Consider the following 21946-nt stretch of genomic DNA (forward strand, 5'->3'; position numbering starts at 1 on the left):
GTTAACTAGGCAGAACTGATATATTCTGGTGTCTGCCACACGAACCCAAAATCCCATGAGCAAACGTTTTAGCCAGTCCTGTGAAAACAACAAGCAGCCCATCTTAGACCAACTCAAGCCACGCTTGGTCAACCAGCGCCATCTGTTAGAAATAGGCTCGGGCACCGGGCAACACGCGCAGTTTTTTGCCAAGCATCTGCCCCATCTGTGCTGGCAAACCAGCGACAGACCAGACAATCACCCCAGTATTGATGCCTGGATAGCAGAATTAAATCTGACCAACCTGCGTTCCCCGCTGTCTTTCACTATTGGTGAAGACAATTGGCCTAACCAGCCCATCGATACCGTATTTACCGCCAACACCGCTCATATCATGCAATCCGAGGAAGTGCAGATAATGATGGCGTTAGTTGCAGAGCACTTACCACTCCAAGGGCTGTTTTTACAATACGGGCCGTTTAACATTGATGGCACCTATACCAGTGACAGCAACCACGAGTTCGACCAATTTTTACAGCAGGAAGGTTGTGGTGGGATCAGGGATATTGCCGAGCTTGAAAGATGGGCGAAGGGATTGATGCTAGTAGAGCAAATAGCGATGCCAGCTAACAACCTGCTATTGGTTTGGCGCAAGCACGGTTAAAGATCCGCCATACAGCAATTCAGTTAACGAAGCTGCTTAATCAATCTATCAATGCCTACGTATTTGATTTGTTCAGGACGGAGCGTAAGAGCCACGCCTTTATCATTAACATAGGTCACTGGGCCACTAAAATTAACCACTAATGCGCCCCCTTTTTCCATTATTCTCATCAACGGCAAAAGTGACTCATCAGCCTCTGCAGGACCAGCCGACAAAGCAATATAGCCCATATCATGCAGCTGACTCTGGTCAAGTTTATAAACGGCTACGCCATCAAAATATTCGGTGACTGATTCAACAAGCAGAAGTACTTTATTGTCGTATCCACGAAGCTGTAGCGCGACCTGATAAACATCACCAAAACCATCGGAAACAGACACTGGAGATGTGCCATCGACAGCATCTGATGTCAAAACAGCACGCCAACCATAGTTAATATCGGTATCTAACATTGATGCTCGACACACTGCGATATAATGGTGGTCAGTCACTTTCATGTGCTGCTGACAATTCTTCATGCCTTTAATTGTATAAGCAGGCACAGGTGAGTTTTTCATCTGATGATAGAAAGGATCCGCTTGGCTATGTCCAGCCACAAACAACAACATCAATGAAATCAGACAACATAATTTGTGCAACATCTATACATCCTAAGCTATGAATGGAAGCAGCTTTTAGAGAGCTCGACGATTAACCTCATCTTGGGCTCTCCTTCCACAAGTATTCTGCCTGAATCAACAATGCTTGAGATCGAAAAATGAACATGCTGAATTGCTAATCATGACCGAGGTAAACATAAACAGGCATCGATGGCGGGATAATACACCTATAGCGTCGATAATTCTTACAAGGTTCAAATATTCCACCGACTTTGTGAGAAATATATATTACTTATCAAAACATTAGCAACATGGCCAGGTTCCTGCTTCATTGCAATGAGAATTAATACCATTACATTTAGTATCCAAGGAATAACAATAATGAAGCTAAAACATCTGGCCTTAGGCGCGCTTTTGAGCGTTTCAACAGCATCCTACGCTGCTCCATTCACTAATGGTGGCTTTGAATCTGGTGATTTGTCGCCGTGGGTGAACGTATCTTCGCCAGAATGGTATGTCACTGACACTGAATCCCATTCCGGAAGCTATAGCGCAACCGACGTCGGCAACTTTCAACTCAAGCAGACATTTGATGCTGTTGCGACAGAAAATGTTTCCGAAGTTTCCTTTTGGCTCAAGCAACCAGAAGCAGCAATCTCTTGGGTTGGTCTTTTTTACTCTGACGGCAGTTCAGTAGGAGATATCGTTAACCTAACGACGAGTGACTGGGAATTTTTTGATATCACCAGCTGGTTAGTCGCTGGCAAAGAACTGACTGGTTTTGGCTTGTATGGCTATTCAGGCGCAGGCCCAGATGAAGACAGAACCTATTTAGATGATGTCACTATTAGCTACAGTGCAGAGGTTCCTGCGCCGGGTATCCTCGCCCTGTTTGCTCTGTCTATACTAGGTTTTTCCGCTGCGCGTAGAAAGTAAGTAATACGGTCACCGCGCTGAAGTGATAAAACGCCTCACCTTTGATGGGGCGTTTTTCTAAAAACACAGTTCCTCAAGCTGATCCAGCGCTTGCAGCCCCTGTTCGTCGCCCTGCTCTTCAAATAGATCGCGAATATAAAACACATTGGCGTGCAACAGATACAGGGGGTCATGTTTAAGCCCTTTGCCAGCTAAATAGTCGACATATTGCTGGCGAAATTTATCCCAGAATGCATTCCCCATCCCTGGTTGTTCGGTCAATGCGAGTAGATGGTCCATCAACTTTTGGGCGTTGCCCTCACAGTCAATGCCAGCAAAACTCACATAGCGATCAACGGCCTGCTCTGATTTATCACTCTCTGCCGCTTTGTGCTGCTTGCATGCACACGCCATTTTATCTACCTCAACTTCGTTCACCTTGCGGCCCCAATCAATTTGTGGCCGCAAGGCTGCCTTCACCAATTCTCTCTTGTGGCGATCACCAGGCCTATGCTGTGTCTGACGTCGTCGGTAAAGCAGGCACAACCCATGCTGGCGGCCATCAAGAAAACATCAAACTCAGGTTGGCTAACAAAAGGCGCACGTTCAGCCATATCATCCTCAGAACAGAGTATAAACCTAACGTCTGGATGCGCCTGACGTAACATGCTTAAGGTATGATCTTTTGCCCCTAACTCGGTCAGCAAAAGCAGGCTGTGCTGCAACACACGCTCATCGAGTGTCGCGTCGATCAGCATATCATTCGGCTGCACCTTTGGTGCCTCCAGTCCTCCCATAGTCCCTAACATGGCACGCCCTCCACTGCTCTTTCTGTCGATTCCATCAAACGTTGTAACCAAGGTGCTGGCTTACCACCCACCACCTGTTGCATGCGTTCAAGCACGTCGCTGCACGCGCCCGGTTGGGCTTGCTTAATAGGGTGAACGTTGGCACGAGTCACTTTCGCCGCAGCAGGCCCCCCGATAGAGAGGGTCGACAAGATATGGCAGTCACTGATTAGCGACAGCATAAATTCGGAACGCTTTTCGCCACTCTCACTACATGTCACGGGTCTTACATCAACAAGCTGATGCTTTTCTGCGTTGACCTCATACACCAGTACCCGTAGGCAAGATCCGAAATGACCATCAAGCCGCTCTCCGTTATTCGACGTCATTGCCACGCGCAATTTCTTACCGCTGAGGGGGGCTGATGGGAGAACTTCTGGCGCTTCCATGGTATCAACTTCGTTGCTGTTGAAGATGGCGAATGCCTGCGCAAGATTTACTCTGTCGGGTTGCTCGGGCTGCGCAGAAAAGATCTCGCGTAGCTGCTTCGGCGACAACTGCCGTAGTTTCTTCTCGGTGAGCGGTTCTCCCAGCGTATCCACCAATAAACTCAGCAGCTGCGATAGAGGGATCTGAGGTAACGCCTTCGCAGCCAATGCGATGCGTAAGGCTGCAGTTTCAGAGACTGGTGCGGTCATCATTATCTCCCGACTAATTAGACATTAGAACTATTACGCGCGACGGGCACGAACAGTCACAGGTAGCTTGGGTGACGGACTGATGGGCTCGAAATAGTAACCAGTACCATCAGCCAGTTGGATCTCGCCACCCAGTTGTTCTGGTGAATCAAACTCAATCGAGGTCACCATCTCTTCGAGATCTTTCTTAGCGATGTAACAGGAAAGCTCGCCACTTTCTTCCCGGCGGATCATTACGTTCGGCATTGCTTTCTCCTTGGTTGAAAGAGGTACCGGGGCCTTCACCCCGGTACTTCATTCTTTAACGTACCAGGTCGTAACCGTAATCGGTTCTACCCATGTCGCTAGTATCAGCGTCCAACTTCTCAAGTACCGCGTTAACCAGTGTGGTTAACATGTACATGCCACCTTCATAACCTAGCGTGGTGTTACGATGCAGGTGATGACGGTCGAAGATTGGGAAGCCGAGACGGATCAGCGGCACTTCAAACTCACCGCCTTTCGCCTTGGTATCACGCTGAATAAACTTGGCGTGAGAGTTTCCAATCATGAAGTCAGGCTTATTGGTGAACACCAGTGAACGGAAATGCCACAAGTCCTTACCAATAAAGATCTCTGTATTAGCGGTGTAAGGAGAGTCAGCGATCAACGCTTCCATCTTCTTGCGCCAGCGCTTATTACCGTTGTTGCAGAGGATATGCTTAATCTCACAACCTAATTCCATAAGGAATTTGGTTAAGCCCATCAGGTAATCTGGATCACCATAGATAGAGAAACTGGTGCCGTGCAGCCATGTATGGGAGTCGGTGATCATATCCACCAAACGGCCACGCTCTGTTGCCAGCGACTCAGGAATAGGCTTGCCTGACAGTTCAGATACTTTCATCAGGAAGTCATCTGTCCAATCAACACCCATTGGGATGTTGGTTGCAGGTACTTCGTGCTTCCAGATACCTTCGACGTATTTCTTGGTTTTCACCAACTGATCAGGCTGCAGGAACATGGTAGTGATCGCGTTTGGCGCGTCAGCCACTTCCGCTAATGGAGTACCGCCTGCGTACATGCGATATTCGCCATCAGCCGGTGTATCAAGTACTTCAGACGGATCACACAGCAATGTGTAATCGACGCCCATCTCCTGCATCATGCGGTGCATCACACGGTAGTTACCAAGATAGGTTTCAAAGCCCGGTACCAGGTTAATCTTACCGTTACTGCCGACGGTTTTGTCTTCCATCTTGTTAACGCTGAAATGACGCAAAACACCTTCGAACATACCGTCCCAGCCATTGACATGACTACCAACAAAACTTGGCGTATGTGCGAATGGCGTAGGTAGCTCTTCAGGAATGTAACCCTCTTTTTTGGCGTTACCGATAAACGCGTTGAGGTCATCCCCGATCACTTCCGCCATACAAGTGGTGGATACAGCAATCATCTCTGGCTTATACAGCGCCAAAGAGTTTTGCAGGCCATCAAACATATTCTTCTGGCCACCGAATACTGCGGCATCTTCGGTCATTGAATCCGAGACACAAGCCACGGGCTCTTTGAAATGACGATTAAAATAGGTACGAAAATAGGCAACACACCCCTGCGAACCATGAACATAGGGCAGTGTGTTTTCAAAGCCGAGCGCACACAGGACGGATCCCAGTGGTTGGCAGGCTTTGGCCGGGTTAATTGTTAGGTTTTTCCGGTTGAAGTTAAGCTCTTTGTACTCTTCACCGGTCGTCCACTCAAAGACCTCTTTCACCTTGTCGGCGTCGTGGCTTTCTTCAAACAACTCGCGTTTGCGAGCCATCATCTCCTGGTACTCTGGCTGTCCAAATAATGGATAGCCAGGTTTGATATCATCTACTGTCTGACTCATAATCTTTCTCCTCCCGCGCCACTCATCTGTGAACTGACGGGCCGAGTGATACACATAAGCGGCATGCCGCCTAACCTGTTTCGTCGTGCTGCAACTTAGCCGTTAACGACCAGTTTTTCTTCAGCTTCAGCTTTCCAAGGTGCAGTCAGCTTGCTCCAACATGGGTTGTTCAGGGTCATATCCATATCGCGGGCGAAAATGGCGAAGCCATCGAAGCCGTGATAAGGGCCTGAATAGTCCCAGCTGTGCATCTGACGGAAAGGGATGCCCATCTTCTGGAAGATGTATTTCTCTTTCACACCGGCACCAATCAAATCGGGCTTAAGCTGCTCAGCGAATTTTTCCAGCTCGTAACCTGTGACATCGTCATAGATCAGCGTGGCGTCTTTCACTTCAGGAATGGTCTTGGTGTAGTCATCGTTATGGCCAAATTCATAGCCAGTACCAACAATTTCCATGCCCAAATCTTCATAAGCACCGATCACGTGGCGTGGACGTAAGCCACCGACATACAGCATCACTTTCTTACCTTCCAAACGTGGACGGTATTTAGCGATAATCGGTTCCCACTGTGCCTTGTACTTGGCGATCACTTCTTCCGCTTTCGCTTGAATCGACTCATCGAAGAACGCAGCGATTTTACGCAGTGACTCTTCACACTTGGTCGGGCCAAACAGGTTGTACTCCATCCATGGAATGTCGTACTTCTCTTCCATGTGGCGGCAGATATAGTTCATTGAACGATAACAATGCACTAAGTTGAGTTTTACTTTGGGTGTGTTTTCAATCTCTGGCAAAGTACCGTCACCAGACCACTGTGAAACAACTCGTAAACCCATCTCTTCAAGTAAAATACGCGAAGACCAAGCATCACCACCGATGTTGTAGTCACCAATAATGGCAACGTCATACGGTGTAGTTTCAAACTCTTTGTCTTCGACCTTGTCGAGGACATGATCGCGCAGCGTGTCGTTGGCAATGTGGTGACCCAAAGACTGACTCACACCACGGAACCCTTCACAACGCACTGGGACAATGGTTTTGCCGATCTCTTTGCCCTTCACTTTGGCAACTGCTTCGATATCGTCACCGATCAAGCCCACCGGACATTCCGATTGGATTGAGATCCCTTTCGATAATGGGAACAGAGTTTCGATTTCATCAACGATGGTGGATAGCTTTTTATCACCACCAAAAACGATGTCACGCTCTTGGAAGTCAGAGGTGAAGTTCATGGTGCCGAAGCTATTTACGCCAGTAAAACCGGTGTAATAGTTACGACGACCCGCACGGGAGTATTGACCGCAACCGACTGGACCATGAGAGATATGGATCATGTCCTTGATTGGACCCCATACCACCCCTTTTGACCCTGCGTAAGCACAACCACGAGCTGTCATCACACCGGGCAGTGACTTACGGTTGGCGGTAACACACTTATTTGATGACGCTTCTGCATCATTCGCCGTCAAATGCTTAAGACGATCTTTTTTCGCCTTTTCTGGATAGACCTCTAGCACCTCATCGATAAGCGCTCGAGTGTCCTCTTTTTTCATAGACATAACAGTCTCCTAAAGAGTTTTTAAACACCTGTTCTTATCAGAACCGTGTCTGCAGATGGATTAAGCCACCGCTTCTTCTTCCGCTTTCTTACCGATAATTGAAGTGTCTTCCTCTTCCATGATGCCGAATTCCATCAACAGCTCTTCAAGCTCATCCATGGTGACCGGCTCTGGTACAACAAACAGTTCGTTGTCGATGATCTTACGTGCAAGAGCGCGATACTCATCAGCCTGATTACACTTAGGATCGTATTCGATCACTGTCATACGACGGATCTCAGCACGCTGAACAATGTTGTCACGTGGTACGAAATGGATCATTTGTGTACCGATCTTGGCGGCTAATGCCATGATCAGCTCATCTTCACGATCGGTGTTACGAGAGTTACAGATCAGACCTGCAAGGCGAACACTACCGGTCGCTGCGTATTTACAGATACCTTTTGAGATGTTGTTAGCGGCATACATCGCCATCATCTCACCAGATACAACAATGTAGATTTCCTGTGCTTTGTTCTCGCGGATAGGCATGGCGAAACCACCACATACCACGTCACCCAGTACGTCATAAAACACGAAGTCGAGGTCTTCTTCATAAGCGCCCTCTTCTTCGAGGAAGTTGATCGCTGTAATAACACCACGACCAGCACAACCTACACCTGGCTCTGGACCACCGGACTCAACACAACGAACGCCGGCATAGCCAACTTTCAGTACATCATCCAACTCAAGATCTTCAACAGAGCCGGCTTCAGCAGCCATCTCCATAATGGTGTTCTGCGCTTTTGCGTGCAGGATCAAGCGGGTTGAATCGGCTTTAGGATCACAGCCGATGATCATAATTTTCTTCTCAGCTTCGGCCAGCGCAGCAACCAGGTTTTGTGTGGTGGTTGATTTACCGATACCGCCTTTGCCGTAAATGGCACATTGACGAATAGCCATGGTGTTTCCTCCAACATCGTTCAATTCAAAAAAGGTTCCCGATATGGATATTGCGAAAACTGCGCCAGACAAGGCAAAACATATTAACCTGTTGTTTTCTAATGGTTTATATGGAGAGAGTTACAAAAACAGATAGGCGACAAAGCTCACATTAATGAACGGTTGTCGGGTTGTGTACATAGTTATTTGTAGCAAAAAGACCACAAAAACGCGGGTGTGAATAATCTGATGGGAGAAAAGATAAAATAGGAGCTAACCTAGAACTAAGTCAGCTCAAGCTGGAAAATACTTATTGCTCGCTAGATTTTGGTGGCAGTAATAGCTGCGGATCTAAACGAACCTTAAACCAATTGATGCGCCAATCAAGATGCGCCCCTGTGACTCTGCCTGTCGCTCCAACCTTCGCGATAGGTTGGCCCTGTTTAACCACGTCACCCGCTTTAACCAATGATCCACTGAGATGAATAAATGTCGATGAAATACCGTAGCCATGATCCATCAACAAGGTGCCACCACTGTAATACATATCAGGGTGCCAGAGAGTGATCACCCCGTCGGCAGGGGCAACGATAATAGTGCCGGTTGGCGCAGCGATATCCAAGCCAAAGTGCGGGCGCTTTGGTTCACCATTAAAATAGCGTTGGCTCCCATAAACTCCAGATATAGGACCATCAACCGGCCAAATAAGAGGCATGAGAAAGTCTTTGCGATCCGAATCGGTCTTTCTGGCGGCAGCAACCTGCCTATTATCATCACGAATACGCTCCAGCACTTCCTCGGGCGGGGACACATATTTTTGCTCCACCCCTTCAACGTACTGAATATTATATTCCCGTTGCTTTATCTTATAACTCGTTTGCTGCTTTTCTCCGCCAGGCAGCGTCCATTGCAATTCCGCTTCACCAGTGTCATCACGACCAAAGCCAATGACAAAAATACCCTCAGCAGAAATTTTTACTGGATTGCCATCGAGCGATAACTGACTACCGGGAGGTAGCTTACCCGTAACCATACCACCTTGAATAAACTCACCGTTTAGCTCTATCGCCAACGTCTGTGCAGAAAACAGCAGAAAAATACTAACTAGAAGCGGAAATTTCACAGATAGCTCCTTTCTCAACACCCTCATAGGCGCGGACTTTAATTAATTGTTCGGGATAGTCACAGGATAATTGACGCGCAATGTAGTCAGCCAGGCATTCGACGGTTGTATCGCAATCAACTATTTCTGTAGCGCTTTTGCTAACCGCCAAATAATAATTCCCCTGGCTGGCACTGTATTGAAAACCGTAAAAGCTGGCGTCAGTTAAACCAAATTGTGCACTAAACGGTAATGTCTCGACAGAGACTTCATCATCTGCGGAACCAAGATAGATATCTTGCCAACGCGAGGCCCAGTTACTTTCCAAATCTGCGCGCTTTTCACCATCAAGCCAGATCCCTATCCGTGAACGGTGGCCGTGAGCGATCCGCTGACAATTCCCATCATGTTTTTTCAAACCATGAGTGTAATGATAAAACGCGGGGCCTTCGGCTTCATGGCGTAAATGAACAGTTATTCCAGTCACATTGTCAGGCAACAGTTTAAGTAACATCACTTCTAAATAACGAGCAAAGGCGCTATCGGTGATCTGTGCCAATGGCAAAATAGCAAAGGCCGACAGTGGACTCTGTATCACCAACTCACTTTTAGCAGCTTTAAATGAAAGCAGGATATCGTTATCTGATGAGACAATGGTTGTTTCGGCAGCTTGCTCTGGAACAATCAGCTTATGATCTACCGTCGCATCCAGCGCATGTTTGATGGTCTTTTTTACATGGGAGAAGTCAAAAAGCATACCCTCGTCATTCAATTCACCTGCCAGTTCAACGTCTACGATCCAGCTTTCACCTAACATCCCGCGCTGAGCGCATAAAAACGTACTGTCGATTACCGTCAAACCATCTACAAATAAACGCATTAAACCATTTTCCAGAGCAAACATAATTAGCGAAAGGAATTATAACGCGACAAGAGTAAGAGTTGAGAATTAATCTTAACTAAGACGCCGACAAAATTTGGGCAAAAAAAAGCCGGCATAAGCTGCCGGCTTTCTGTTAACGATTAAAGGATCACTCGTCGCCTAGCGGCAAGCCACCTTTTTCACGGTTATAACGCGCTGTACGTGGGAATGCTTGACCCGCTTCAGTGAACAGGTAAACAGCTTCTTTAGGGAAGCCAACTTCCATCACTTCGCCTGATGTTGCTTCAACATCAGAGTGCGCTTTAACAGTGAAGTCGCGACCATCAATCGTCATATAGACGAAAGATTCGGCACCTAAATGCTCAGCAACCAGTACGCTACCACTTACGTGACCGTGAGAGTCATCATGGTCACGAGGAAGAACGTGCTCAGGACGAACACCAACTTCAACTGCATCACCTACTTTAGCACTGCTAGCATCAATGCAACCAACGACCACGTCACCAGTGCTCAGCTTAACCTTACACTCGTCGTCACCAATCTCAACCAATTCACCCGCCAAGAAGTTCATCTTAGGTGAACCAATGAAGCCAGCAACAAATTTATTTGCTGGTGTATGGTAAAGATCAAGCGGGCTACCAAACTGCTCAAGGTTGCTCGGCGCTTCATCATCTAATGGACTCAGTACCACGATACGATCTGCCAAAGTCATTGCTTCGACCTGATCGTGTGTTACGTAGATGATGGTCGACTGCAAATCTTTGTGCAGCTTGGCAATTTCAATACGCATCTTCACACGAAGTGCCGCATCCAAGTTCGATAAAGGTTCATCGAACAGGAATACCGATGGCTCTTGTACAATACAACGGCCAATAGCAACACGTTGACGCTGACCACCAGAAAGAGCTTTAGGCTTACGGTCAAGCATATGAGTCAGACCCAAGATTTCAGACGCCTTATCTACGCGACGTTTGATTTCATCTTTAGGTACTTTCTTCAGCTTGAGGCCGAATGCCATGTTCTCGAACAGATCCATATGTGGATAGAGCGCATAGGACTGGAATACCATACCTACGTTACGGTCTACCGGAGGAACTTCGTTCATACGGCGACCAGAAATAGCCAACTCGCCGTCTGTGATGTCTTCCAAACCCGCGATCATACGAAGCAGTGTAGATTTACCACAGCCTGATGGACCGACGAAAACGATGAACTCACCATCTTCGATGTCTAGGTTAATATCTCGTAATACATCCAAGTGTATTGATGGATCGTAGTTCTTACGTACATTCTTAAGGATGACTTCAGCCATTCTTGTCTCCAGAAAGCTATTGTTAGCTTAAAAACCTTAAATACTAAACCTATTAACCCTTCACACCACCGGCTGTCAGACCACCAACTAACCAACGTTGGGCCAACAGGAACACAAGGGTGATGGGGAAGCCAGACAATACGGCCGCCGCGGCAAAGTCGCCCCACAGATAATTCTGCGGATACAGGTACTGTTGCGCACCTACAGCTAGCGTAAGCATCTCTACATCCTGCAATAACAAGGAGGCAACCGGTACCTCAGTGATTGCACCAATGAATGCAAGAATGAATACAACTGCGAGGATCGGCACACTTAATGGCAGCAAGACTAAGCGGAATGCTTGCCAAGGCGTAGCGCCATCAATTGCAGCGGCTTCTTCGAGTGAAGGATCAATGGTTTCAAAGTAACCTTTAATCGTCCAAACGTGCAGCGCAATACCGCTGAGGTAGATGAATACCAAACCTGCGTGCGTATTCAATCCCAACCAAGGGAAATATTGACCGATCTTATCGAACATTGCGTAAATCGCTACCAATGCCAATACCGCTGGGAACATTTGGAAAACCAACATACCCTGCAAGATCAGGCTCTTACCAGCAAACTTCATACGAGCAAACGCGTATGCGCTAGTCGTTGCAAGTAAAACGATAAGAGCGGCACTGATAACAGCAACCTTAATAGAGTTCCACAGCCAAGTCAGTACTGGGAAAGGAGGAGGCGTAATACGCCCATCAGCTTCGACTACTGGAATACCAAGCGCTAGCTTCCAGTGCTCCAAAGAAGGATTTGAAGGAATGATCTCCCCCACCGCATAGTTACCTTGACGGAACGAGATGGCAATTACCATCAACAGCGGAAAAATAATGAGAGCCAAGAAGCACCACATGCCGACATGTGTCGCAAAGACGCGGTATTTCAGGCTTGAAGGTTGAACCATTGGCATAACTAGATAACCCCTCTATACCTTGTCCATTTTGGTCAACTTCAGATTCAAGATGGCCATCGCACCAACCAGAATGAAGATAACTGTCGCAATAGCGGCTGCCAGACCATAGTCCTGACCACTGCCTTCGAAAGCGATACGATAGGTATAACTAACCAATACGTCAGTTGTACCTGCAGGTGTCGTTGCACCGATGATATCCGGGCCACCATTGGTCAATAATGCAATCAATACAAAGTTATTGAAGTTGAAAGCAAAAGAGGCAATCAGTAGTGGAGTCAGCGGCTTAATTAACAACGGAACGGTAATGTTGAAGAAGTTGCTGATAGGACCAGCACCATCCATTGCCGAGGCTTCATACAGATCTTCCGGAATAGACTTAAGCAAGCCCATAGACAGAATCATCATGTACGGATAACCCAACCAGGTATTTACAATCAGAATCATACTTCGCGCTAACGAAGGAGTCGTATACCAATCAGGTTTAATACCAAACAACGCCTCCAGCACCATGTTTATCTCACCAAAGTTTTGGTTGAATAACCCCTTAAACACCAGGATTGAGATAAACGCCGGGACAGCATAAGGCAGAATCAAAATGACTCGATAAATTGCCTTACCACCAAGAAACTCCCACTGCACCAAGTTACCTAAGACAAGTCCGATTGCGAGGGTAAAGAATACACTTCCCGCAGCAAACATTACTGTCCACACAAAGATTTCAAGGAATGGTCCCTGAATACCTTTATCGGTAAATACGCGCCAGTAGTTATTCCAACCAATCGACACAGTGAAGCCAGGAGGCAACGCATCACCTACAAACTCACCATTGGCATCGATATACTGATAGAAGCCCGTATGGTAATTGGGGCGCACCAGCTGGTTAGACTTATTATTTCGTAACGTATTAGGGTCGCTGATGATTGTTCCATTTTCCAGAACAACACCATCGGAGAGGCGCGAGAATAGAGGTCTGAGGGCTGCAAACTTGCGTAATCCACTCATACTCAATTCAACGCCCGCTGGCAGCGTCACGTATATTGACTGCAGATGAGTTCGCAACGAGATCACATCTCGTAAAGTTGCCTTCTCACCTTCAGGTATCTCCTCAATAGCACGCATCTGGATGCCACTATCTACATAAGGAAAATCTTCAGGACGCGCTTTGCGAGACTTAATCTCGTCGGCGTTCCAAAGCTTTATCGTCGGACTGACAAAGACCTTTTCAGGTTCAAGTTCAGATCGAAGAACCAACTTGAAACGATCTTGCTCGGTCTTAATGAGTGAAAAATCGTAATTCCCGCCTTTAGCCAGATAGCTCTGCTTGAGATGATAATCCTGCACACGCTCCAACGATAGTAAGTTACTACCACTGTAGTTAGTGAAAGATATCCCTATCGTATAAGCCAGAGGGAAAATGATAAAGATAACCATCCCGGCAACACCGGGGAAAATATATCTATGGGCGTATGTCTTGCTATTGGTAAAAACGTACACACCGAGAGAGACGATGAGCAGAGTCAGTATGGCGAAAGCATACTCACCCGTTGCATACATAACGATAACTGAATAGCCACTGACCAGTATAACCAGAGCCAGAACCACTATTTTTAACCAGTTATAACCGTTAGAGACAGTTGTAGAAGCAGCGTTAGACGCACCCATTTGCACAACCTTTCCTGATGGGTAGAACAAAGGAAGGGGTAATCCCCTTCCTTATTCTTGGTGAGTTATTTTACTTAACGATACGCTTAGCAGCGCCGTCAAGGGCCTTGTCAACAGTCTGACGGCCAGAAGTCACGTTAGACAGAGCAGTTGCCATTGCTGACCAGAATTTGCCCATTGCAGCGACATTCGGCATAGGCTCACCAGCCTGTGCGTTAGCGAATGTTGCAGCGATGTTCGGATCTTTAGCCAACTGCTTCATGAACTCTTTATACGCTACAGCGCCTAAAGGTACATCGTCATTAACTTGCTTCAAACCATCGACAGTTAGCAGGTAGTTCTCGAGGAACTCCACTGCCAAATCTTTGTTTGGACTTGCAGCGTTAACCGCACCTGCCAATACACCTACGAAAGGCTTAGCAGCAGAACCGTTAATGCTTGGAATGTAAGTCACACCGTAGTTGATGCCACTCTTCTGGATGTTGCTCCATGCCCAAGGACCGTTGATCATCATAGCGATCTCGCCCTTGTTAAACGCAGCGTCCATTACACCGTAGTCTGCGCCTTTAGGCATGATGCCCTGATCAATGAAGTCTTTGATCATGTTAACGCCAGCTTTAGCGCCTGGAACATTAACACCAGTATCTTTGATGTCGTAAGAACCATTTTCGTACTTGAATACATAACCGCCGTTAGCAGCGATCAGAGGCCAAGAGAAATAGGTATTGTTGTAATCCCACAAGATAGCTTTGACTTTACCGTCAGAACCTTCTTGCAGCTTCTTATCCAAAGCAGGGATCTCTTCGAAAGTCTTCGGAGGCTCAGCAACCAAGTCTTTGTTGTAGATCAGGCCAACAGCTTCAACAGCTACAGGGTAGCCGTAGATTTTACCGTCGATGGTTACCGCGTCCCAAGTGAAATCTTCGATAGCACCTTTCAGCTTATCGTTAGGCTTCAGCTCAGTCAGTAGACCTGCAGATGCCCAATCACCAAAACGGTCATGTGCCCAGAAGAAGATGTCAGGGCCGCTACCAGTTGATGCTGCCTGCTGGAACTTACCAGGGGCGTCATCAGGGTGAGCTACAGTAACTTTTACACCAGTATCAGCTTCGAATTTCTTACCGACTTCAGCCAGTCCATTATAGCCTTTGTCACCATTGATCCAGATGGTCAATTGACCTTCTTCAATAGCGGCATTTGCGGTTGCGGACATCCCTAATGTCACTGCTGCAACAGCTGAGGCAAGGATTGTTTTTTTCATTAGCCTTTCCTTTGTGTTTTTTTTGTTAGCGAGCAAAGCTCAGTTTGGATAATGGGTTCCCCCAGTCGCAAGCCATTCTAGAACATGCTATTGGCTACCGCACATGACATGCCTCAAACTTTTGAAACTATACTACAAGGTATTCGCAGCCTAACCGCCATAAACACCTTCATTTTGTTTAGTTTTCAGCCTACGCTTGGAAAAAGTCGTAAAACAACACCATTGTCACCAATTCCGCTTTTATTCTGTGTGCAGAGAAAACCTGTCTGCACAAAAGGTTGCACACATGTAAAAACGGGGCTGATGTTTATATCATGGAATTTTTTTACAAGAAACCTTTCAATCAGCAGCTACTTGAGAAAGTTAGTCTCTATCAGCGCCCTTATCAAGGTTACACCCATCAACTTATCGCTAGCCTATCGAACGCTTGAGTTGATCAAGCAAGTTAGGTGGCAGCTTTGTAATTGTCAGTGATTCGTTTACCGGATCAAAGAGAACCGTATCACCTAAAAGCCCCCTATCGAAGCCCAAGCTTACGCCTCTACCCTGTCCACTATACCGAGTCACTTTATTCATTACCGAAGACACAGGAGGCAACTCCTCCGGCAACTCATCGGCAATCTGATTAAGTAAACCATGACTATCGCCGCTCACTGAGCCGACCACTTCGGAAAGCTGAGCAATATTTAGGCGTTCACCTATTTGCTGCTGCTCTTTACTATATTTACTGGTCTCCAGGCGAACCTGTTGTTTCTCCTCAGCGTTTAGCTGAGCGACGCTACAATATGTCTCCACCGCTTCAACAAGCTGTTCATTTTGTTTTTTTGCCTCTTTGAATTCTTCGGCATTGAGAAATTGCAGAAAGAAGTCTGACACTTTTCTACCTACACGGCCTCTGATAAACGACAACGGCATCGGTTGTTCTTCTCGCATTGCATCAATATCAAGGCGCGCTGCCAGCTGCAGTTTTGCTAAATCTAAGTAGGTGGACTGATGCAATGTCAGATCTTGGTCAAACGCCAAAGCCACCGTTTGGCTACTGAACATAAACAGCAAAAATTCACGACCTACAAACCGATAATGGCAAAGGATCAACAGGCCTTCTTCGACATGTTCATTCTCGCCCATCGCGCCAATCAGTCGCTTCGCACACTGCGAGGAAAAGACATTAAAATCTGTATCTTGTTTAAGATACACGGCCAACATTTCAGAAAATGAACTTTCAAGCTGCTCCTCAGGCGTAGTAAATTGCGCATATCCCTTGGCTGGTTTTGCATTATATGTGCTGTGGCAATTATCGATTAAGTCATGCAAAGCATGGTCGCCTAGAGGCAACCCATTTTGATTCTTAATCCGTAAACCGTTTGTTGTTGCGTCCAAGCCGATAGCATGAACGTCAGCGTTAATAATTTCTAAAGACATGGTGAGTTGGCCATATTCGTTTCAATAACTTAACTATGATATGCTTTTTAGCATGTCGCTGTGTAGGTAAATCCCGATGCCTCAGGTTTCAAAATATAGTAACGCCCAAATAGAAAAAGCACTAAATGACGTTCTTTCTGTTCTGCAAGATCAATCTGCAACTATTGATTTCAGCTTGATGACACTAGGCAATGCAACCAGTCATGTACTAAATCAGGTGCCGAGTGAGCAACGCATGGCTGTACTTGAAAGCTTTGTGAAAGCACTAAAACAGTCCGCCTCGTAAACTGACAGGGTTAGAAGTGTCAACGGACATATGACAAAAATGACATTCAGCGAACTGGATTATAGAGATAAAGTTTCCCGGCTAGTGAGCTGGGGACACTGGTTTACCTTTGCCAATGCTTTGATTGCAATGGCTGTCGCGTTAGGGTTCGTTTTTGTCGCTGGCATACCTGACACAATACTTGCGCAGCTATTTCTCTTCATCTATTGGGCCGGGCACTTCTCTTTTATCACTTTTATCATTTTTCTTGTGCTGCTTTTCCCACTCGCGTTTATATTGACCAAACCACTGATAATGCAGATAGCCTCGGCGGTATTGGCTTCGATCGGTGTCAGTTTACTGATCGCAGATCTGTTATTCTTTAACGCCTATCGATTGCATCTCAATCTATTTGCATTTGAACTGGCGCTGTCGCCTGAAGGTGGTCTACTTGACCTCGAGCTATGGCAGGCCGGCGCACTATTTTCTGGCCTATTTATTGTAGAGCTCATTATCGGTATATGGTTGTGGAGACGCCCAACCAGGAGTACCACGCGGAAGTGGGCAAGAACGACTGCGGCGGCATTAACAGTCAGTTTTTTTCTAAGTCATTTCATTCACGTTTGGGCAGACGCACTGTTTTATACGCCGATAACCAGTCAGCAGCATTACTTCCCACTTTCATACCCTGCAACAGCGAAGACTTTTCTCCGGGAACATGGTTGGGTAGATGTAGACAAATACGCCAAAGAGTTTCGAGAGCAAACGCTAAGCAATAAAACGCTTGAGTACGGAAAGTCCAAGCTACCGTTGCAAGCACCACAATCGCGACCGAATGTACTTTTGATCGTCATAGAATCATGGCGTTCTGACATGCTGAATGAAGAAGCAACACCAAACCTTCATCAACTTGCGCAGTCAGGGTTAAACTACAGAAATCACTTTAGTGGGGGCAATAACCCGCAAGAAGGACTTTTCAGCCTTTTGTACGGCATTCCCGCCACTTATATGGACAACATCAAACGCACACATACACCACCGGTGATCAGTAGTGCGTTTGAAAGCGCAAATTATCAACAAGTTGCATTCACCAGTAGCAGAAAGCTTGGGGAAACACTCAGTGATACCGCCTTTAGTAAGTTCGATATTGTTCAAGGTGGGGATCCAGCGCTTGGCAATGCAGCCAATGATACGAATATCGTAAGAAACTGGCGAAAATGGGTAAAATCACGTGATATGCAAACGCCCTACTTTGCCGTTGTGGGTTTTTCATCACCAAGCAACTTCGCCACACCAACAAGCTACAACTCGCCTTTTCAACCCGACTTTGAAGGGGTACACCTGTTTAGTGATACAGACTTACTCGACCAAGTGCAGTTAAGTAATCGCTACAAAAACTCGCTTCACTACGTTGACTCTCTGATCCCTCAGGTACTGGCTCCGCTAACAAAAGATGCGTCACTTGAGCACACTCTCGTCATTGTCACCTCCGATCATGGCATGCAGTTGAGCGACAAAAACAGTAATCATTGGGGCTACAACAGCAACTACTCAAGCTACCAGACCCAAGTACCACTGATATACGTAGCGCCAGATGTAGGTGCCAGCGAAATCACCAAATTGACTTCACATTACGATTTGAGTGCACAGTTAATTAAACAATTATATGGTTCCAATATAGATACCAAGGCATTAACAAGCGGCATTGCACTGGTTAGCGATGGTGTCCATCCTTGGCTATTTTTAGGTAATGACAAATATTTTGCCATTCTCGAGTCCGATCGACTGACCGAGTTAAAAATGAGTGGTCAATATAAGATCTACACGAGACAGAATAAGCGTGATAGAGAAGCTAGGCTCCGCGTTACGCCCATGCGCGAAGTGCTTGAAGAGCTACGCCGTTTTTACGGCAACAGTCAGTAAACGGCGATAAATCATCCAAACAAACCTGAAAGCCAAATGACATATTGCATTCCAGTTACGGATCGTTATCATAAGCGCCGCACCTCTGAAGTAAAACAAGTAGTTGACGGCGTGTAGCGCAGCTTGGTAGCGCACTGTCATGGGGTGTCAGGGGTCGGAGGTTCAAATCCTCTCACGCCGACCAATAGAAAGGCTCGCTATTTAACGATGGCGAGCCTTTTGCCTTTCTATGCGACGTAGTTCATCCAGCAACGAAGTAAATAGATGCTCATCTTCCATGCGACAAACTGTTGCAGCAATTAAGGTTGAGCTCACAACTGCAGTGCCAACATCTGAAATACTAATCAATAGTCATCAGACAAGTTATTACTCATCAAACATTGTTGTCTCTTTACTACGCAATAAATAGCAACGCATAGATGGCCAACAGCACACTGCAGATAATGTTCAACACAATACCGTGGCGTAGAAAATCACTTAGCTTCAGCTCTCCGCTGCCATAAACGATGGCATTTGGCGGTGTAGCAACAGGCAACATAAAAGCGCAGGAACAAGCGAGCCCCACCATCACCACCAGTGCCTGTTCAGGTACATACAATTGCACCGCCAACGATGCAAATAGCGGCACCAGTAATGCCGCGCTTGCCGTATTACTGGCCACTTCAGTAAGAAATACAACAAATGCAGCCAAACCAATAAAGGTGAGTAGTAGCGGAGTATTTGAAAACAGCCCCGCCACAACGTCCGCTAAATAGATACTGGTTCCCGTCGTTTTGAGTGCCGCGCTTAACGTTAATCCGCCGCCGAAGAGCAACAATACCCCCCAATCTGTCTGCTGCTGAAACGCCTTCCAATCCAACAGCCTTAGTAACGCCAGCGTAACCAAACTCGTGAGAGCAATAAGCGTATCGATGTTATTCAGATCCCCGAGCAAGCCAGACAAGGGTCGAGACAACATCCAAGCTAGAACAGTGATGAGAAATACAGCTGAAGTGAGCACCCTCTTAGTCGTCCACACAAATGGTTCATCGACAACAGATACGCGTTTAGGAAAGCGTGGACGTGTCATCAGCCACAGCATGAACAGACAGGTGGGAAATAGTACCAGCAATAGCGGAAAGGCGAGCTGCATCCAATCTATAAAGCTCAGATTCAGCTGTGCCGCCGCAATGGCGTTAGGGGGGCTACCAACAATTGTCGCCATGCCGCCAAGGCTGGCACAATATGCTAAACCCAGAAGCGCAAACCTGGCATTGTTATCGCGATATTTATCTATTGCGATAGCATCCAGTAGTCCAATCATCATCGGCAGCATCATCGCCGTTGTCGCTGTGTTTGATATCCACATCGACAAAAACGACACACTACATAACATCAACAAGATCGCCAACCAAGGGCGACCACCCGACGCTCTAACAATTAATTGTGCCAATGCTTTATCTAGCCCCTGGCTGCGCAAAGCCGATGCCAATGCGAATCCCCCGAGAAAGAGGAAGATAACTGGGTGGGCAAAGTTAGCCAGTGCCTGCTTGGTTTCGAAAACACCTAACAGCACAGCAAGAATTGGCACCGTCAGTGCCGTGATGGTGATATGCATCGCCTCAGAAAACCACAACACTGCCACAAAAATAAGTAACGCCATTCCCTGATTTATTCCCTCAGGAAATGGTTTGTAAAAGACGATTAGGATCAGCACCAACAGGTTGAGCAACAACACCGTTGGGCGAAAGGAACGACGAAAAATGGAAATTGCCAACGACCCACCTCACCCTTTACGTAGCGTTACCATGAGCTTAGTAAAAGCGGCTAAGTAATTTCGGAAAATAAGATCAGGTTTTGACCGCGATCATTCACTTAAGCTGATAAGAAAAATAACACAGCTGCGTAGTGTAATCATGCGGCTTGTCAGCCTCAGTAGCTATCGAACCGGCGAATAGAAAAGGAGTACGGGGTTAGATCAGGCAGATCCCATCATATCGAGATAATAAGTAGATCAGATAAGGTCAGTAGAGTTCAGGGGCGGCGGCATCGCAAGCATGCAAATAGACTAGGTAATAACAACACAGACCGATGAGACCTTAATATACTGATACTTTCGGTCACATCTCTACTCGTACCGCTAACCACAGGAGCTGAGTCATAGAGCGGATTAATGAGTAAATATTGGACGAAACAGTTCGTTCAATTAACACCTAGTTGTTAGGCAATGCTGCCCGCAACTTCTTCAAATCACCCGATAGGACACCTTTTTTTGCCTCAAGGTGATCTATCGCTTCTCTTAGGCTGGGGAAATTACTCTGGATCGCCTCAAAAGCACGACGTTTCACAACCATGTCATGGTTCCCAGAAAGAATAGACAACCAAGTTTCAAGTAAAGGTAATGGGACTGAGCTAGCCAAAACATCTCCAATAGGGCATTACAGCAAAAGCTAACTAACATCTTCTTATATTCCAACGACAGAATCCAGCGCGGATAACGGATAATGCCTGTATTTTTGCAGTTCATCCGCGTAAAAAACTACGTTTGATATGCTAGTATGGCTATCAGCCACTCATTTTTAGTTAGTATTTCATGCAGTTGAGAGTAATTACCCTCAGTCAGAGCTAAATATTAATATCTTACGATTTTTATTAACAAACGGAGACAAACAGAGTGAGAGTTCATAGCCGCTACAGTATTAAAACTATGGTACTCATTGTTACCACTCTCTTTTTAACAGCATGCTCCGATCATGACGCCGCCCCCTGCCCCTATCAGAACGACAAAATTCAACCCGGTAACGCTGGCTGCCTGATTTTTAACGGTAACCAACTATTGACTGTCACCCACCGTTTCACTGGAACGATAGGCATACCAGGAGGCACAGGCAGCGGTAATGAACCCGCGAGTTGTACGGCTTGGCGTGAATCTCGAGAGGAATTGGGCGGTGAGGTCGTCGTGGGCAGCAAGTTAACAACATTGGAAAACGGGTTTGTGCTATTTCATTGCCAGCAGCAAAGTGCATTTCTTGCTGACGGTGGCGATTGGCTAGAGATAGCCGCAGTCAACTGGACACCTCTTGCAGATATTAATGCCGAGACTTGGCGCTACCCAGCGCAGTGGGCAAAGGTAAAAAAATTGGTATTGGAACAGATGGCACTGGAACGCTAACCCTCTTCGATTCTGAAAGA

Annotated in this window: 22 protein-coding genes and 1 tRNA gene; 6 read left to right on the plus strand and 17 right to left on the minus strand. The window is 46.6% G+C overall.

The genetic code is table 11. The features are described 5' to 3' along the window. Nucleotides 1-55 precede the first annotated feature (55 nt). Nucleotides 56-643 (plus strand): DUF938 domain-containing protein, encoded by a 588-nt coding sequence (locus EXY25_RS03455; protein ID WP_130565720.1) that lies wholly within the window; start codon nucleotides 56-58, stop codon nucleotides 641-643. 23 nt (nucleotides 644-666) lie between these two features. On the opposite strand, the gene EXY25_RS03460 is transcribed toward EXY25_RS03455, so the two are convergent. After that, a complete protein-coding gene (locus tag EXY25_RS03460; RefSeq protein WP_130565721.1) occupies nucleotides 667-1284 on the minus strand; it encodes a hypothetical protein in 618 nt (205 codons plus the stop codon). Between the two features lie 339 nt (nucleotides 1285-1623). Between EXY25_RS03460 and EXY25_RS03465 the strand changes: the two genes are divergently transcribed. Continuing rightward, nucleotides 1624-2178, plus strand: coding sequence for a PEP-CTERM sorting domain-containing protein (locus tag EXY25_RS03465; RefSeq protein ID WP_130565722.1), 555 nt, complete (start codon nucleotides 1624-1626; stop codon nucleotides 2176-2178). A gap of 57 nt (nucleotides 2179-2235) precedes the next feature. Here EXY25_RS03465 and cowN read toward each other — a convergent pair whose 3' ends face one another. The 14 genes from cowN to EXY25_RS03535 all read right to left on the minus strand — a co-directional run bounded on the left by cowN (nucleotide 2236) and on the right by EXY25_RS03535 (nucleotide 16587). Continuing rightward, nucleotides 2236-2637: a N(2)-fixation sustaining protein CowN gene (cowN, locus tag EXY25_RS03470; protein WP_207232097.1), complete on the minus strand. Its 402-nt coding sequence runs from the start codon at nucleotides 2635-2637 to the stop codon at nucleotides 2236-2238. Further along, nucleotides 2634-2966, minus strand: coding sequence for a DUF6129 family protein (locus EXY25_RS03475; protein ID WP_130565723.1), 333 nt, complete (start codon nucleotides 2964-2966; stop codon nucleotides 2634-2636). The genes cowN and EXY25_RS03475 overlap by 4 nt, the downstream gene beginning before the upstream one ends. Then, nucleotides 2960-3643, minus strand: a complete 684-nt coding sequence (locus tag EXY25_RS03480) for a NifB/NifX family molybdenum-iron cluster-binding protein (RefSeq protein ID WP_165419242.1) — start codon at nucleotides 3641-3643, stop codon at nucleotides 2960-2962. Before EXY25_RS03480 ends, EXY25_RS03475 begins: the two co-directional genes overlap by 7 nt. Before the next feature lie 33 nt (nucleotides 3644-3676). Then, on the minus strand, nucleotides 3677-3889 hold the full coding sequence (gene nifT, locus EXY25_RS03485; protein ID WP_114336411.1) for a putative nitrogen fixation protein NifT: 213 nt from the start codon (nucleotides 3887-3889) through the stop codon (nucleotides 3677-3679). Between the two features lie 55 nt (nucleotides 3890-3944). Beyond that, nucleotides 3945-5516, minus strand: a complete 1572-nt coding sequence (nifK, locus tag EXY25_RS03490; RefSeq protein ID WP_114336410.1) for a nitrogenase molybdenum-iron protein subunit beta — start codon at nucleotides 5514-5516, stop codon at nucleotides 3945-3947. 95 nt (nucleotides 5517-5611) lie between these two features. After that, nucleotides 5612-7078 carry a nitrogenase molybdenum-iron protein alpha chain gene (nifD, locus tag EXY25_RS03495; protein WP_114336409.1) on the minus strand — a complete coding sequence of 489 codons (1467 nt, stop codon included), beginning with the start codon at nucleotides 7076-7078 and terminating at the stop codon, nucleotides 5612-5614. A gap of 60 nt (nucleotides 7079-7138) precedes the next feature. Beyond that, nucleotides 7139-8020, minus strand: a complete 882-nt coding sequence (gene nifH / locus EXY25_RS03500) for a nitrogenase iron protein (RefSeq protein WP_114336408.1) — start codon at nucleotides 8018-8020, stop codon at nucleotides 7139-7141. A gap of 289 nt (nucleotides 8021-8309) precedes the next feature. Beyond that, nucleotides 8310-9149, minus strand: a complete 840-nt coding sequence (locus EXY25_RS03505) for a M23 family metallopeptidase (protein WP_130565724.1) — start codon at nucleotides 9147-9149, stop codon at nucleotides 8310-8312. Then, entirely contained in the window at nucleotides 9100-9981 is an 882-nt protein-coding gene (locus tag EXY25_RS03510) for a 6-pyruvoyl trahydropterin synthase family protein (protein ID WP_130565725.1), read from the minus strand. The genes EXY25_RS03505 and EXY25_RS03510 overlap by 50 nt, the downstream gene beginning before the upstream one ends. A 151-nt stretch (nucleotides 9982-10132) precedes the next feature. After that, on the minus strand, nucleotides 10133-11296 hold the full coding sequence (locus EXY25_RS03515) for an ABC transporter ATP-binding protein (RefSeq protein ID WP_114336405.1): 1164 nt from the start codon (nucleotides 11294-11296) through the stop codon (nucleotides 10133-10135). 52 nt (nucleotides 11297-11348) lie between these two features. Beyond that, the gene (gene malG / locus EXY25_RS03520) at nucleotides 11349-12239 is read right to left on the minus strand and encodes a maltose ABC transporter permease MalG (protein WP_114336404.1); all 891 of its coding nucleotides are present in this window, start codon (nucleotides 12237-12239) and stop codon (nucleotides 11349-11351) included. Between the two features lie 15 nt (nucleotides 12240-12254). Continuing rightward, nucleotides 12255-13904: a maltose ABC transporter permease MalF gene (malF, locus tag EXY25_RS03525; RefSeq protein WP_130565726.1), complete on the minus strand. Its 1650-nt coding sequence runs from the start codon at nucleotides 13902-13904 to the stop codon at nucleotides 12255-12257. Nucleotides 13905-13974: 70 nt separating this feature from the next. Next, nucleotides 13975-15165 (minus strand): maltose/maltodextrin ABC transporter substrate-binding protein MalE, encoded by a 1191-nt coding sequence (malE, locus tag EXY25_RS03530; protein ID WP_114336402.1) that lies wholly within the window; start codon nucleotides 15163-15165, stop codon nucleotides 13975-13977. 411 nt (nucleotides 15166-15576) lie between these two features. Further along, nucleotides 15577-16587 carry a nucleoid-associated protein gene (locus EXY25_RS03535; RefSeq protein ID WP_114336401.1) on the minus strand — a complete coding sequence of 337 codons (1011 nt, stop codon included), beginning with the start codon at nucleotides 16585-16587 and terminating at the stop codon, nucleotides 15577-15579. A gap of 76 nt (nucleotides 16588-16663) precedes the next feature. Between EXY25_RS03535 and EXY25_RS03540 the strand changes: the two genes are divergently transcribed. The 3 genes from EXY25_RS03540 (at nucleotide 16664) to EXY25_RS03550 (ending at nucleotide 18959) form a co-directional block, all read left to right on the plus strand. Beyond that, complete coding sequence (locus EXY25_RS03540; RefSeq protein WP_114336400.1) at nucleotides 16664-16873, plus strand: YejL family protein; 210 nt, start codon at nucleotides 16664-16666, stop codon at nucleotides 16871-16873. A gap of 30 nt (nucleotides 16874-16903) precedes the next feature. Beyond that, nucleotides 16904-18775, plus strand: a complete 1872-nt coding sequence (locus EXY25_RS03545; RefSeq protein WP_130565727.1) for a DUF3413 domain-containing protein — start codon at nucleotides 16904-16906, stop codon at nucleotides 18773-18775. Between the two features lie 107 nt (nucleotides 18776-18882). Next, nucleotides 18883-18959, plus strand: a tRNA-Pro gene (locus tag EXY25_RS03550). 210 nt (nucleotides 18960-19169) lie between these two features. On the opposite strand, the gene EXY25_RS03555 is transcribed toward EXY25_RS03550, so the two are convergent. Both EXY25_RS03555 and EXY25_RS18715 read right to left on the minus strand, forming a co-directional pair. Further along, nucleotides 19170-20531: an SLC13 family permease gene (locus tag EXY25_RS03555; RefSeq protein WP_130565728.1), complete on the minus strand. Its 1362-nt coding sequence runs from the start codon at nucleotides 20529-20531 to the stop codon at nucleotides 19170-19172. A 436-nt stretch (nucleotides 20532-20967) separates the two neighbouring features. Further along, the gene (locus EXY25_RS18715) at nucleotides 20968-21174 is read right to left on the minus strand and encodes a hypothetical protein (protein WP_131416245.1); all 207 of its coding nucleotides are present in this window, start codon (nucleotides 21172-21174) and stop codon (nucleotides 20968-20970) included. Nucleotides 21175-21428: 254 nt separating this feature from the next. On the opposite strand from EXY25_RS18715, the gene EXY25_RS03560 reads away from it, so the two are divergent. Further along, on the plus strand, nucleotides 21429-21926 hold the full coding sequence (locus tag EXY25_RS03560) for an NUDIX domain-containing protein (protein ID WP_130565729.1): 498 nt from the start codon (nucleotides 21429-21431) through the stop codon (nucleotides 21924-21926). Nucleotides 21927-21946: the final 20 nt, after the last annotated feature.

The organism is Corallincola spongiicola, assembly GCF_004284785.1.
GTDB lineage: Bacteria > Pseudomonadota > Gammaproteobacteria > Enterobacterales > Neiellaceae > Corallincola > Corallincola holothuriorum.